Source organism: Terrilactibacillus tamarindi, assembly GCF_009718825.1.
GTDB lineage: Bacteria > Bacillota > Bacilli > Bacillales > Sporolactobacillaceae > Terrilactibacillus > Terrilactibacillus tamarindi.
On record NZ_WNHB01000035.1, the window covers coordinates 1 to 14,359 of the forward strand.

Sequence of the window (14,359 nt, forward strand, 5' to 3'; positions counted from 1 at the left end):
GTTTTCACATTTAACGACTATTATTTGGAAATCATTCCCATTCTTTTAATTTCATTTTCAAATTCTGAAAAAAGTTGTTCTGTTATCGGGCCAGGCTTTCCTTCATTAATGAGATGATCATTTATTTGAATAACAGGTGTCACCTCTGCCCCAGTACTCGTTATAAAAACTTCATCTGCTAGGAGACATTCGTTGATCGTATAGTTACGTTCTTCAATTTTAATGCCTAACTTAGCGGCTAATTCTAATACGTACATACGCGTTATACCATTTAAGATAAAATGATCCGCTTGATGTGTAATTAAGACGCCGCCTTTTACGATAAAGACATTCGAAGTGCATCCTTCAGTCACAATGTCACCACGATGTTGAATTGCTTCTTTTGATCCTTCTTGATGTGCTTTTTCCTTATTTAGAACATTTCCAAGTAAATTTAATGTTTTAATATCACAACGCAACCACCGGATATCTTCTAATAGGCTTACTTTTATTCCCTCTTTAACAACCGCCTCTTCTCTTTTTAAATGAGTGGTATACGCGATAAGCACAGGATTTGTATTTGTCGGAAATAGGTGATTTCGACCTGAAGCTCCTCGTGTTATTTGAAGATAGACAGTTCCATCAACGATATTATTTTTTTCTATAAGCGCATATATATTTTTCTCAATTTGTTCGATTGGATAAGGTAGTGTTAAAAAAAGCTCATTAATACTTCGTTGCAGGCGATTTAGGTGCCATTCCATAAGAAAAACCTTGCCATAGTAAACGCGAAATACTTCATATATACCGTCACCAAATTGATATCCTCTATCTTCAATGTCGACTTTCCCTTCTTTTCTAGCTACAAATTGATCATTATAAAGAATCACACACATGAACACTCATCTCCTTGTTTATAGGCTTATTGGGTTAGTTACTGATTGTTTAGAATTATACCATTTTAGGTTGTAAGTGTATAAAAAGTGAAACTTTAATCGGTGGGGTTCCCTTACCGATTGTCAGCCTGAACCAATCAAAATCATCCGAAATAAAAAAACAAAAGCCTGTTGGAGTTGTATTCTCCAACCAGGCTTTCGCTTAGGCTTAGGCTTAGGCTTTACGAAGGTTAACTTCCTTCACCATGGTTTTGTCTTGTCATTTGTCTTTGTTTGGCTTTTTTGTTCCCACTTAAGGGTTTAGGATTACCATTTTGTTGATTGGAATGTCTCTTTTTATCCGCCATCATGACCCCACCTTTTTTATTTCTCTTCGCACACATGGCGAATTAAGTATTAGGATGGACATGTTTGATTTAGATATACCTGTCTTTACAAAGAAAGATCCTCTTTAATTTTTAGGAATAAAAGATCAGACAAAAGACCATACCCCTCATGATTAGGATGAAAATGGTCCTCAAAAAGGAGCTTATCACCTTTCCCTTTAAACGTTTTGTAAGTTGGAATAAAAACAGTGTTTGAATACTTAGCGAGAGTCGATTCTGTCTCATGATTCCAATCACCAAGTATTTGGACAAAATGATTATTCACATCAGCAAAATAGTCTTCAAAGGGATTATAAAGTCCAAATAAAAAGATCGGTGCTTTAGGGTTCAATTTCCTAATCGTTTTTAATATGGTATTTAGTCTTTCTACGTACGCTACTTGCTCATTTTTAAAATCTTGTTCCTTTAAATTTAGTAGCCTTGTACGCAAAACGCCAGTAATATCATTTCCCCCAATAGTCATGAAAATACAGTTAGCTTGTTTTAACTTATCTTGTACGTGATCTTTTTTCAAGACTAACTGGAGATCCTGCGTTTTATCTCCTTTATGTGCAAAGTTAGCCACATTGACATGTCTAACTGTTTTTAATTGATTCAACTTCTCAACTGTTGCTCCTACATAACCATGGTTTTTTTCATCACCCACACCTTGTGTTAATGAATCACCAATAGCAACGATGTTAAGGGTTTTCTTTTGAATAGGTTTATTTGTTTTTTGTTGTACATGAACAAGGGCTTTAGCTTTATTTAATAGATGAAACTGTTGATTGATAACCAAAAAAGTCGCGAGTATAATACATATAAGTCCAACTATCACAACAACTGTCTTTTTTATCTTAAAACCCTCCCTTCATTAATTCTCATACCACCAAATTAACGCTTGTTCTTCAATTTTTTTGATGGCAACCTCTTTTCCTTCTATATAACTTTCGATATCGTATGGAAATTGTGTGCTCAGCTTTGTCTTTAATTGACTGTAAAAGACTGCCAAATCTTCATGGGCTCTTAAAAAGTCTCGAAATGCTAAATGACGAATGGCAGTTACACTACCATGTTCAAACACGTGTACATGTGTTAGTTGTGTTACGCCATCTTCGGCTAATCTATGAAAATAGCGTCTTCCTTTAATCCCATTCTCACCAAGAGATTCATAGCCTAGGGACGCCATTTGATCCTTATATCGGTCCACTTGGTCAATATTATTCACTTCAACCATAATATCAATCGTTGGTTTTGCCGACATCCCTTGAATGGATGTGCTACCTATATGATGAATATTGACTAAAAGGTCAGATAATACGTGCTTAAGTCTCGATGATTCTTTTTCAAATTGCTTGACCCAATCTGTAGTATATGGGACAACCTCAACTTTTCTATTTATTTGATTCACGATCTAACCTCCAAATAGGAATAAAGATTAACGAAATTTCGACATTTATTGTATCATAAAATCGCCATTTGCACTCGTTTAAAAATAGGATGTATAAGAGCGTCTTTTACTCCAATCAAAAAACCACAAGAAATTGTCCTTGTGGTTTTTTGAAGTATATTTTCTTTTTTACGATTATCGCAAGCCAAGTTTTTTATCGATTTTTTGTTCAATTTTTTCTATAATGGCTTGATCTTTTAAAATTTCAGATTTATTCTGATTAACAAGTTCTTTAAATGATAATTTTCTTTTCATATTCATAACCGCCTTTATATTTTTTTAAGTTTAATTTTTTGAATATCTTGTGTAATTTAGTTATAGTAATACCCATTTACGCAAAAAGTATTACAAAGGTTTCGAAAATTTTCTTTGTTCATTAAACATTTCCCAATCTCTTCGAATTAAACTATAGATTTTCATATCAACAAAGTGATTTCCCCATCGCTGACATTGACGAAGATACCCTTCTTCTAGAAATGGTACGGATTTAATTGTTCGAATTGCGGCTCTATTTTCTGGCGAAATCCATGCCTCAATTCGATTGAAGTTCATTCTTTCAAACCCAAACCTAAGAAGTTCAAATAATCCTTCCCTTGCAAAACCAAGGCGCCAATATTGTCTGATGAGTTCTCCACCAAGTTCAGCTTTCTGGTTATAATGATCTATATGATGATACCCACAAGATCCTAGAAATTGATTATTTTTACGTAAAATCACAGCCCACCTGACTGCTGGTGCTTGAAAAGAAGAAAAAGCATGGATTAAATCTCTGGCTTCATCACGACTTGTCATTAGCTCTCCACCATCGAAGCGCATCGTTTCTGGGTCTGAAAAAAGTTGATAAACAGGTTCAATATCGTTTTTTATATCAAGTTGACGGAACCTAAGCCGTGGTGTTGTAAATTCAGGATATAACGACATATGCGTTCATCCTTTCATTTTAATGCCTATTTTCTGAATTGTCTTTCATATAATAAATAAATACCACGATGATCAAAAATTGGCTATAATGGGTATAATAATAATTAGAAAAGTAGGGACATAACATGACACATGTAATCATGCAACTTTTGAATGCTATCGTAAGCCTTGGGTATTTTGGTGTTGCTCTTGCTCTTGCTATTGAAATTATCCCGAGTGAACTTGTTTTAGCTTACGGTGGTTTTATGGTGTCTTTAGGACATCTAAACTTTTATTTCACCGTAATATTTGCAGTCATTGGTATAACGATTGCACAGCTGATACTCTATTACATCGGATACTATGGCGGCAGACCATTCCTAACTAAGTATGGAAAATATTTTTTAATACATAACAAACATATTGATATTACAGAGCAATGGTTTAAACGATATGGTGCCGGTGTTGTATTTTTTGCTCGTTTTGTCCCTGTTCTAAGACAAGCCATTTCAATTCCCGCTGGTATTGCCAAAATGTCTTTAAAAACATTTTTGTTATTTACCATTCTTGCTACGATTCCATGGGCCATTATTTTTGTCTATCTAGGTGAAAAGTTAGGCCAAAATTGGAATAAGATTAAAGACGTGACAGGACCTTATATGCATATCATTCTGCTTGTTGTCCTTTTACTCATCTTGATTTATATCAGTATTAAAATAGTTCAAAAACGTTCGTTAAAGCCTTAATATACCCCCACACAAATTGATCTATCATGGAGGAGTACAAACAATGACCGATTCTATTAAAAACTTTTTAAAAGATCACCGAAACCAACATTTAGACCAACTAAAAGACTTTCTTTCCATCCCAAGTATTAGTGCCCAATCAGAACATTCAAGCGATGTCAAAGCAGCTGCAAACTGGTTATCAAACGCATTAAAAGAAGCTGGATTGGAAAATATTCAAATTATGGAAACCAAAAGACATCCTGTCATTTATGCTGACTGGTTACACGCAGATGGGAAGCCAACTGTTCTCATATATGGTCATTATGATGTGCAACCGGTTGATCCGTTAAACAAGTGGCACTCAGAACCGTTTAAACCCGTTATAAAAGATAATAAAATTTTTGCACGAGGTGCAAGCGATGATAAAGGACAAGTGTTTATGCACATTAAAATGGTTGAAGCCATATTAAAGACAAATGGTGAACTCCCTGTTAATGTTAAGTTCTGTATTGAAGGTGAAGAAGAAATTGGCAGTCCAAACCTTTATGGATTCGTTGAAAATCACCAGGAATTACTTTCTTCAGACATCTTACTCGTTAGCGATACCACAATGGTAGGAAAAAACAAACCGACTGTTTGTTATGGTCTACGCGGCATGTGCGCATTTGAAATCGAGTTAAAAGGTCCCAGTCACGATCTTCATTCAGGTATATATGGTGGCGCCGTTCAGAATCCTCTTCATGCTTTAACAGAATTGCTCTCAACCATGCATAACAATAAAGGGCAAGTCACCGTTGACGGTTTTTACGACGCTGTTCAGCCTATTTCTGAAGAAGAGATGAAGACTTGTATGGAATTATCACAAGATGAAAACCTTAAAACTCAATTGGAACTTGACGCCTTGTATGGTGAAGAAGGCTATCCAACTTTGGCTCGTATCTGGGCTAGACCAACACTTGAAGTAAATGGATTATACGGCGGTTTTGAAGGCGAAGGTATTAAAACAGTTATTCCTTCTGAAGCCCATGCTAAAATCACTTGTCGTCTTGTTCCAGATCAAGAACCTAAAGAGATAGCTGCCCTGCTACAAAAACATTTGGAATCCCATTTGCCTACTGGTGTAAAACTAGCCATAACATGGCATGATCAAGCAAAGCCATTTTTAACGCCATATGACCATCCAGCAATCGAAGCCGCAGGAGATGCCCTTAAATCTTCTTACGGTGTTGATCCAGTATATGCTCGAATGGGCGGATCAGTTCCCATCGTTGAACTTTTTAATACCACTCTCGGTTTACCTGCCGTACTCATGGGTTTTGGTTTAGATGAAGAGAACTTCCATGCTCCAAATGAACATTTTCACCTAGAGAATTTTGACAAAGGATTAGAATCACTTGTTGACTTTCTCTTCAACGTTAAAGAAAAATTGTCTTAAATCTTTGTAAAAGAGCTTTCGCTTTGAAAGCTCTTTTTTGAATTTACGTACGTTTCCCCACACTCTTCTTTAGGTCTCCAAACGATTTTGTAAACGCTGTCATTTTGCTATTTAAATATAACATATTGAAATTATTTTTTCAATATATTCTAACATTTATTTAATGATAAAGTGAACTTCGACCTTTATCCCCTACTGATTGTTATGTTAAAAAGAGCTTTGTCCGAGGACAAAGCTCTTTACGGAGATAAGGACAAAGTTTTTATACTATTGGGCTATCTTTATTAGAGTCACCTTTTCCCAGGTTCGCTGCATCATCATATGCAACAACTCCCAAAAATAACCGAATACATATAACACTAAATGTCTTTCTCCTACCAATAACTTAACCATTTTTTTGAAAACTATACTTAACTAAATTAAAAAAATGTAAAAAGAACTCCGCCGCTTGGACGGAGCTCTTTTCGAAGAAGTAGTTTATAAGCGTTCGGTATTGTTCTTTGGAGACACCTCTTTCAAAGGTTTTCCTTATTCCATTGTAAAACATACCGTTTTAGTCAACGAAATCATCTCCTAAACAAATCCGATTACTTTAAGACCTTAAGCCTTCTTCAATCACTAGTCTAACCACTATGACGATTTATATTCGTTGTTTTTAAAAAAAAATAGGAACTCTACCGTATCGGTAGAGCTCCTAATGAAGAAGATAAATGAAGTTGTCTAGGACTTTCGGTTAATTATCTTTCGGAGACACCTCTTTCGAAGTAGGTTACATTGTAAAAAATCCTACTTTTTCCAACGCTACCATCTCCTTAAATTATCCGATTGACTAAATAACTTAATGACTTCTTCCCTAACTATTGTTACCAGAGTTCAAATTTATATACATTTATTTTTAAAAAATTTAAAGGTTTGTTTCTTCAAGTTTTCTTCTTAAAACCATTTGTAATATCCCACCATGTCGGTAGTAATCGATCTCGACATCACTATCAAATCGAGTAATAGCGGTGAATTTTTTCACCTTACCTTCGGAAATAGCGGTCACGTTAACCTCTTTTCCTGGTTTGATATTTTCATCAATATCGATTTCAATGATTTCTTCACCTGTTAAGCCAAGACTCCCTGCATTCTCACCTGCTTTGAACTGAAGCGGCAAAATACCCATCATAACAAGGTTACTCCGGTGGATTCGTTCGTAACTTTCTGCAATGACGGTTTTGACACCGAGGAGATTTGGACCTTTGGCTGCCCAGTCCCGTGAACTTCCCATTCCATAATCACTGCCAGCAAATACAACGAGTCCTGTTCCTGTTTCTTTGTATTTCATAGCAGCATCGTAAATGGACATCACTTCTCCTGTTGGCCAATATGTTGTATACCCACCTTCGGTTCCAGGAGCGATTTGGTTACGTATTCTCACATTTGCAAATGTACCACGCATCATAATTTCGTGATTTCCACGTCTTGATCCATAAGAGTTAAAATCTCGAGTAGGGACCCCTTTAGCCAATAGATACTGTCCAGCAGGACTATTTTTGGCAATCGCTCCAGCTGGTGAAATGTGATCGGTTGTGACGGAATCACCGAATTTCCCAATAACTCTTAAGTCCTTTAATGGCTGAATTTTGTTCGGTTCTGGAGATAAATTTTCAAAGAAAGGTGGATTCTGAATATAGGTCGAATCAGCATCCCATTCATATAATTGACCTTCAGTCGTTAATATGTCATTCCAACGTTTATTTTCTTCAAAAACACGTGAATATTCTTTCTTAAACATGTCCGGACTGACAGATTGGGTTAACAACATCGAAATTTCATCTCTTGTTGGCCAGAGATCTTTGAAATAGACCTCGTTCCCACTTTGATCCTTTCCAAACGAATCGTTTACTAAATCAAAGTTAACGGTACCAGCTAATGCGTAGGCTACCACTAGAGGCGGAGAAGCCAAATAATTTGCTTTGACTAATTGATGAATGCGTCCTTCGAAATTTCGATTTCCAGATAAAACGGAAGATACCGTCAAATCATGATCTTTAATCGCCTGTTCAATTTCTTCTGGAAGAGGCCCTGAATTTCCTATACATGTCGTACAACCATAACCGACTGTATTAAACCCTAATTGTTCAAGATAGGGGGTTAATCCTGCGTCATCTAAGTAATCGGTGACGACTTTAGATCCAGGTGCTAAACTCGTTTTGACATAACTTGGTACTTTCAGACCTCTTTCCACTGCTTTTTTGGCGACTAACCCTGCACCAAGCATCACACTTGGATTTGAGGTGTTCGTACAACTTGTAATAGCCGCGATGACGACTGCGCCTGTTTTTAATTCTATTTTTTCACCATCAGATAAAGTGACAAACGTTGATTTAGTGATCTCATCTTCATCTAAGCCAAAGCCATGATTCCCTGCTTCACGAGTTAATGATTCATTAAATTCGTCTTTCATTTTGGATAGAGGGATCCGATCTTGTGGACGTTTAGGGCCAGCTAGTGCAGGTTCTATAGTTGATAAATCAAGTTCAATCACTTTTGTATAATGAGGAACTTCTTTTTCAGGTGTATAAAAAAGGCCATTTTGTTTACAATAATCCTCAACTAATTGCACTTGTTCATCGCTTCGACCGGTTAGCCTCAAGTAATTAATCGTTTCGGTATCAATTGGGAAAAATGTCGCCGTTGCTCCATTTTCTGGCGACATGTTTGAAATCGTGGCACGGTCAGCTAGAGACATTTGAGACATACCTGGACCAAAAAATTCAACAAATTTACCAACAACTTTTTCTTCTCGAAGCATTTCTGTTACCTTTAAAGCTAAATCTGTCGCTGTTGTTCCTTCAGGAAGTGTTCCTGTTAAGCGAACACCGATAACGTCCGGTACAGGGAAATAGGAAGGTTGACCAAGCATTCCAGCTTCTGCTTCAATCCCACCAACTCCCCAGCCCAATACACCCAATCCGTTAATCATGGTTGTATGTGAGTCTGTTCCAACAAGAGTGTCAGGAAAGGCCACTCGAGAACCGTCTGATTCCTCAGTCTGAAGAACACCGGATGCCAGATACTCAAGGTTCACTTGATGCACGATACCAGTCGCTGGTGGAACGGCACGATAATTTTCAAATGATTGTTGAGCCCATTTTAGGAATTTATAGCGCTCACCATTACGTTCAAATTCTCTTTCCATATTAAACTTTAAAGCTTCATTGGAAGCAAATCGATCAACTTGAACAGAATGATCCACAACCAAATCCACCGGCTTTTCTGGATTAATTTTATCTGGGTCCCCGCCAAGATCTGCCATCGCTTTTCTTAAAGAGGCAAGATCTACAACGACGGGAACACCTGTAAAATCTTGAAGAATAATACGAGCAGGATTGAACGGTACATCAATTGATTTGTCTAAATTCGCTGTTCCCCATTTCGCCAAATTTTCAACATGTTCTTTTTTTATTACTTTACCATCATATTGTCTTAACACAGATTCTAATAAAACCTTGATAGAATACGGTAATTTCTTAATCTCACCATACTTACTTAATGAAGATAGCTTATAATAGCTATATTTTTTTCCACTACTCATGAAATGATCCCGGGCTTGAAATATATCTTTTTTCTTATTATTCATGGTTATCTCCATCTCTTCACCCCTAGTTTTCGATCTTTTTTGCCACACTTACTCTATAATTATGATAATTCATTCAGAAAGATAAGTAAAATTGAACTATCAGATCATTATCTATTGATATTTTTTATGGTATCGTCATCTAACCTTCTCTCGACTTAATGAATAAATGAGAAACATGTAAAAAGCCCTTTAGTACTCGTGCCTAAAGGGTTGTTAGAGGGATACGTAAACTAATTAGATTAATCCTTGCGTTGAATATCAATGACAAACTTATATCGATCTGCTCTAAAAATGGATTTAACTAATTCCAATGGCCGATTATCTGAAAGAAATGTCAAACGATCGATCAAGAGAACGGGAGAATGTTCAGGAACATCCAATAACTTAGCATCCTCTTTTGTAACCAATGAAGCCTCTAACGTTTGACTAGCATGCCCAATTTTCAATCCTTGTTTTTCTAAATAGGCATACAATGACTGTAACGTATCTTCTTCGTGTAAATCCTTTATGATATCACAAGAAACATAAGCTGTTTCTATGGCCATAGGGATTTGATCTGCATAACGAATACGTTTTATTTCGTATACTTTCTGATTCAGGCTCATCTTTAACTGTTTTGTCATAGACTCGGGAACCTGCAAAATCTTGAACTCAAGTAATTGACTTGAAGGTACAAGTCCTCTCTTTTCCATTTCTTCTGAAAAACCCGTTAATCCCTGTAAGGGTTGTTCAATTTTACCCTCAGAAATAAATGTTCCTTTTCCTTTTTTTCTTACCAATATGCCTTCATTGACCAAATTTGTCAGAGCTTGCCGAATGGTCATACGTGAGACTTCAAACATCTCAGTGAATTCTCTTTCAGAAGGAATGGCTTCCCCCGGATTAAATGTTTTATTTTCAATCATTTTTTTTATATATTCTTCAATCTGATAATAGATCGGAATAGGTGATTGCTTGTCGATCATAAAAACGCCTCTATCCTAACGTTTACTTTTATATAGAGAAAGTGCTGACTCGTCTGCATAAATGGTTAAATTGGGGTGGTGAATTAAAGCCGAAGCAGGAAACGCTTCATCCTCTTTTTTCTGTCTTAATAATTGGTCTAGCGCCTCCGCCTTATTCTCTCCTGAAACTAATAATACAATTTCTTTACTCTCACATATCGTTAATATCCCCATTGTGATTGCAAACTTAGGGACATCTTCTATTTTGGAAAAATACCTGGCATTGGCCACGCGTGTTGATTCAGTCAATTCAATGACATGCGTTCTTTGATCAAATGAAGTACCCGGTTCATTAAATCCAATATGACCGTTTTCCCCTATACCGAGTAATTGTAAATCGATTCCGCCCAGTGATTCAATAAGAGTGTCATATTCTTGACATTCCTTATCCAAATTATCGGCACTTCCATCAGGTATATGCGTCTTGTTTAAAGGAATATCGATAAATTTAAACAGGTTTTCCTCCATATACGTATGATAACTATTCGGATGTTTCTGAGTCAACCCAACATATTCATCTAAATTAACCGTCGTCACATCTTGGTATGAAATTCGTTTTTTATTATACTCATCTACTAAATAATGATACGTCCCTAAAGGGGTTCCACCAGTAGCTAAGCCTAAAACTAGCTTAGGTTGATTATTCACTCGATGAATAATGTGTTTTGCACCTAAACGGCTCATTTCATCTTTGTCTTTGACTTGAATCAGTTTCATAATGATGACTTCTCCCTTCTATCATAGGCGACTTTTCCTCTACACATCGTAAAAACATGTTCATTCTTCTCATTAAGGACAATTAAATCAGCATCTTTTCCTATCTCGAGTGATCCTTTCTTATCATAAACTCCGCACTGCTTTGCTGGATTGATCGCTCCCATTTGAACAATATCTTCTAATTTGGCATCTGTAAATGTTAACATATTTTGAATTGAATCCTTCATTTTCAACAGACTGCCTGCAAGAGTTCCATGGACTGTTTTAGCCATTCCATCTTGAACATAGACATCTTGTCCTCCCAAATCATACACACCATTTTTCAGACACTTTGCTCTCATGGCATCCGTAATTAAAATGACTTTGTCTTTTCCTTTAATTTGATAAGCAAGGTTCACCATTTCTTTAGAGACATGATAGCCATCACAGATAAGTTCTGCATAAAGTTCAGGAATAATAAAAGCAGACCCGAGTACACCTGGCTCTCGGTGATGCAATCCCTTCATGCCATTATACAAATGTGTGACTTGAGTAGCCCCCGCTTGAACCGCTCTAGTTATATCAACATAAGATCCATCTGAATGACCAATAGAAGAGACAACAGAGTGTTTAGTTAAGTATTTGATAAAATTAAGGTTATCGCCTATCTCAGGTGCGAGAGTCACCACTCTGATATTTCCACCTGCTAGCTCTTGCCATTTTTCAAATAGCTCTATCTCAGCATTTCTTATATAGTCAACAGGCTGGGCCCCTGCTCTTTTGGGATTGATAAAGGGTCCCTCTAGATGTATACCAAGGACCTCTGCCCTACCTGATGGTTGATTCTGCATGTATAAATAAGCCGCTGAAAGGGCTTTTTCAATAGCTTCTTCTGATTGGGTTATTGTGGTTGCTAGGAAACTGGTTGTACCCTCTTTTGGAAGGCTATGAGACATTATACTGAATGCTTCAGGCGTTGCGTCCATCGTATCTGCTCCAGCTACTCCATGAATGTGGCTATCAATCATTCCCGGTAAACATTTGTATGTCTCAGGAAAATGGTACACTTCTTCTCGTCCCTCTTCGATCATCCGATTACTTGATAGGTTAACGATTTTTTCGTGATCAACTTTTATACTTCCTCGCTTAATCCAATTTTGATCTGAATAGATTGAACATCCTGTTAAAATCGCCATGTCTCTTCGCCCCTTTTAATTAAATTATATCAGCATTATGTATGGTTGTCTATACATCTATAGTATTAGTTTTATTATTACAGTTTGTTAACCAACGATACCGTTTTTTAATGTTTAATTAGATTAAAATTGAGGGATTAATACTGGACCAATATAGTAGAAATTGTTCATTAAGAGGCGTATTCTATAATCGGAAATGCTTCAATTGAGATAATTTTAAGAAACATACTAGCTAATATCCGATAGCTGTTAAATGAATTCCAGAATATTTCATTCATTTAACAGTTTCTTTTCAGTAGTCAAAGCAAACCATTATTCTCGAAAACTATATGTATAAGGTGCAAAAGGAGGATCAAAATGTCTAAAGTTAGAGACAATTACTTTGATAATGCGAAATTTATCTTAATTCTCTTAGTGGTTTTTGGACACAGTATCACGTCCCTAAAATCAGATACGCATATTATCTCAACAATTTATACATTTATCTTTATCTTTCATATGCCCGCTTTTATTTTAATTTCTGGTTATTTTTCAAAAGGATTTAATAAACCAGGTTATTATAAGAAGTTGATAAAAAAAACTATGATTCCCTATTTAGTCTTTCAGGTGATTTACTCAGGTTTTTACTATCTTACTGGGTACGAAGATCAATTTTCTTTGGATTTATTATCACCCCATTGGACATTATGGTTTCTTATTAGTTTACTGAGTTGGCAGTTGCTACTTCCGCTTTTTTCTAAGTTGGGTGTTTATGGTTTTCCAATAGCCGTCCTTATCGGGATTCTAGCAGGTTATCTTAATGAAATCGGATCATATTTGAGTTTTTCTCGTACATTCGCTTTTTTCCCCATCTTTTATTTGGGATATCTTTTAAAGAAAGAGCATTTTAAAATTTTAAGAAAGCCTAGAATTAAATATCCTTCTTTAATTGTCTTAATTGTCATATTTTCAATCAGTTATTTCTTTTTTCCAGATGATATTCAGGCGTGGCTACTCAACTCATCATCCTATCAAAGTTTAGGCGTTTCAAGTTGGTTTGGGGGATTCATTAGACTTTCACTCTATGTTTTAACCTTAGTAACGACCTTTTCATTTTTAGCCCTTATTCCTTCTCAACATTGGTCATTTACAACATTAGGCGAAAAAACGTTATATATCTATTTACTCCATGGCTTTTTTATAAAAATCGTTACGCTTTTACCTTTATATGAAAAAATACAAAACATTTATGCCTATTCTGTTTTATTTATTGGATCCATTCTTCTTTGTTATATTCTCGCAAGTCGTCCTGTAAGAACATTTATGAGACCATTGGTTGAAGTTAGAATGCCTAAGTTATTAAAAAATGTTTTACATTAAATCAAAAGAATGAACAAAAACATCTCGCCTAGCGTAGTAATAGGGAGATGTTTTTGTTCATCATATTCAAAAATCCATTCTTATCTTATATCATTTATGAAATGGCTTTTTGGTTAGTAATAAATTGTTTATACATTATATACATCACGATCCGCCATGGTAAAATCATTCCAAAGGCAAGAATAAAAAACAAGCCACTCGTTTGGGGAAGATTTACACTCTTTTCAACCATTATTTTCATGATTGTTCGAATGAGTAGAAGACCTAATAAAATAAATATAAAAGCTTTGGATCTTTTTAAATAGACTTGATTATTTTTCCATTCAAATTTGGATGTTTTTATTAATAGGATGGAAAATAACATACCAATCATAAAGGCAATCATAGCTTCTTTCCAACTCACTCTGCAAGCTGGAACTAGAAACATCAAAGCTCCAGTCGACATAAAGATCGGAGGCAACAATATTTTTTTCGCATTTGTCGGTCTTGTCGATGCCTTTAACCGAACCATAATGACAGAAACCGCGAATAATACACCGATACATAAACTTAATATTTCAACAAGCATTCAATCACCTTCTAGACAATTTCTTTAAGGGAAATTCTTTAAACAATATAAATCACTATAACATATGAGAGGGTGTCTAACCTATTAAGAAGTTCCTTAGATCTTATATAAATACGCTCATTCATTACCCTAAATTAATTTAAGTAGAATACAAAAAA

General features: G+C 35.8%; 14 protein-coding genes. 3 read left to right on the forward strand and 11 right to left on the reverse strand.

The annotated features are described in order from the left end of the window. Positions 1 to 20 precede the first annotated feature (20 nt). The 6 genes from dat to GMB86_RS14885 form a co-directional block, all read right to left on the reverse strand. Positions 21 to 875: a D-amino-acid transaminase gene (dat, locus tag GMB86_RS14860; protein ID WP_155221261.1), complete on the reverse strand. Its 855-nt coding sequence runs from the start codon at positions 873 to 875 to the stop codon at positions 21 to 23. A gap of 230 nt (positions 876 to 1,105) precedes the next feature. After that, entirely contained in the window at positions 1,106 to 1,222 is a 117-nt protein-coding gene (locus GMB86_RS14865; protein ID WP_230459141.1) for a small acid-soluble spore protein P, read from the reverse strand. An 85-nt stretch (positions 1,223 to 1,307) separates the two neighbouring features. Further along, on the reverse strand, positions 1,308 to 2,078 hold the full coding sequence (locus tag GMB86_RS14870; protein WP_155221264.1) for an SGNH/GDSL hydrolase family protein: 771 nt from the start codon (positions 2,076 to 2,078) through the stop codon (positions 1,308 to 1,310). 36 nt (positions 2,079 to 2,114) lie between these two features. Beyond that, positions 2,115 to 2,651: a GrpB family protein gene (locus tag GMB86_RS14875; protein ID WP_329602959.1), complete on the reverse strand. Its 537-nt coding sequence runs from the start codon at positions 2,649 to 2,651 to the stop codon at positions 2,115 to 2,117. A gap of 174 nt (positions 2,652 to 2,825) precedes the next feature. Further along, the gene (locus tag GMB86_RS14880) at positions 2,826 to 2,945 is read right to left on the reverse strand and encodes an FbpB family small basic protein (protein ID WP_329602960.1); all 120 of its coding nucleotides are present in this window, start codon (positions 2,943 to 2,945) and stop codon (positions 2,826 to 2,828) included. Between the two features lie 90 nt (positions 2,946 to 3,035). After that, positions 3,036 to 3,611 carry a GNAT family N-acetyltransferase gene (locus GMB86_RS14885; RefSeq protein WP_155221268.1) on the reverse strand — a complete coding sequence of 192 codons (576 nt, stop codon included), beginning with the start codon at positions 3,609 to 3,611 and terminating at the stop codon, positions 3,036 to 3,038. A gap of 125 nt (positions 3,612 to 3,736) precedes the next feature. On the opposite strand from GMB86_RS14885, the gene GMB86_RS14890 reads away from it, so the two are divergent. Both GMB86_RS14890 and GMB86_RS14895 read left to right on the forward strand, forming a co-directional pair. Then, on the forward strand, positions 3,737 to 4,336 hold the full coding sequence (locus GMB86_RS14890) for a DedA family protein (protein ID WP_155221270.1): 600 nt from the start codon (positions 3,737 to 3,739) through the stop codon (positions 4,334 to 4,336). 43 nt (positions 4,337 to 4,379) lie between these two features. After that, the gene (locus tag GMB86_RS14895) at positions 4,380 to 5,753 is read left to right on the forward strand and encodes a dipeptidase (protein ID WP_155221272.1); all 1,374 of its coding nucleotides are present in this window, start codon (positions 4,380 to 4,382) and stop codon (positions 5,751 to 5,753) included. A gap of 904 nt (positions 5,754 to 6,657) precedes the next feature. Here GMB86_RS14895 and acnA read toward each other — a convergent pair. The 4 genes from acnA to nagA all read right to left on the reverse strand — a co-directional run bounded on the left by acnA (position 6,658) and on the right by nagA (position 12,274). Then, positions 6,658 to 9,378, reverse strand: coding sequence for an aconitate hydratase AcnA (acnA, locus tag GMB86_RS14900; protein ID WP_230459142.1), 2,721 nt, complete (start codon positions 9,376 to 9,378; stop codon positions 6,658 to 6,660). A gap of 239 nt (positions 9,379 to 9,617) precedes the next feature. Next, the gene (locus tag GMB86_RS14905) at positions 9,618 to 10,343 is read right to left on the reverse strand and encodes a GntR family transcriptional regulator (RefSeq protein ID WP_155221276.1); all 726 of its coding nucleotides are present in this window, start codon (positions 10,341 to 10,343) and stop codon (positions 9,618 to 9,620) included. 15 nt (positions 10,344 to 10,358) lie between these two features. Beyond that, entirely contained in the window at positions 10,359 to 11,099 is a 741-nt protein-coding gene (gene nagB / locus GMB86_RS14910) for a glucosamine-6-phosphate deaminase (RefSeq protein WP_155221278.1), read from the reverse strand. Then, positions 11,096 to 12,274: an N-acetylglucosamine-6-phosphate deacetylase gene (nagA, locus tag GMB86_RS14915; protein WP_155221280.1), complete on the reverse strand. Its 1,179-nt coding sequence runs from the start codon at positions 12,272 to 12,274 to the stop codon at positions 11,096 to 11,098. Before nagA ends, nagB begins: the two co-directional genes overlap by 4 nt. Before the next feature lie 357 nt (positions 12,275 to 12,631). Here nagA and GMB86_RS14920 point away from each other — a divergent pair, with 357 nt between their 5' ends. After that, the gene (locus tag GMB86_RS14920; RefSeq protein ID WP_155221282.1) at positions 12,632 to 13,633 is read left to right on the forward strand and encodes an acyltransferase family protein; all 1,002 of its coding nucleotides are present in this window, start codon (positions 12,632 to 12,634) and stop codon (positions 13,631 to 13,633) included. A gap of 94 nt (positions 13,634 to 13,727) precedes the next feature. Here the strand turns inward: GMB86_RS14920 and GMB86_RS14925 are convergent, their stop codons facing one another. After that, positions 13,728 to 14,201, reverse strand: coding sequence for a CcdC family protein (locus GMB86_RS14925; RefSeq protein ID WP_155221284.1), 474 nt, complete (start codon positions 14,199 to 14,201; stop codon positions 13,728 to 13,730). Between the last annotated feature and the right edge of the window lie 158 nt (positions 14,202 to 14,359).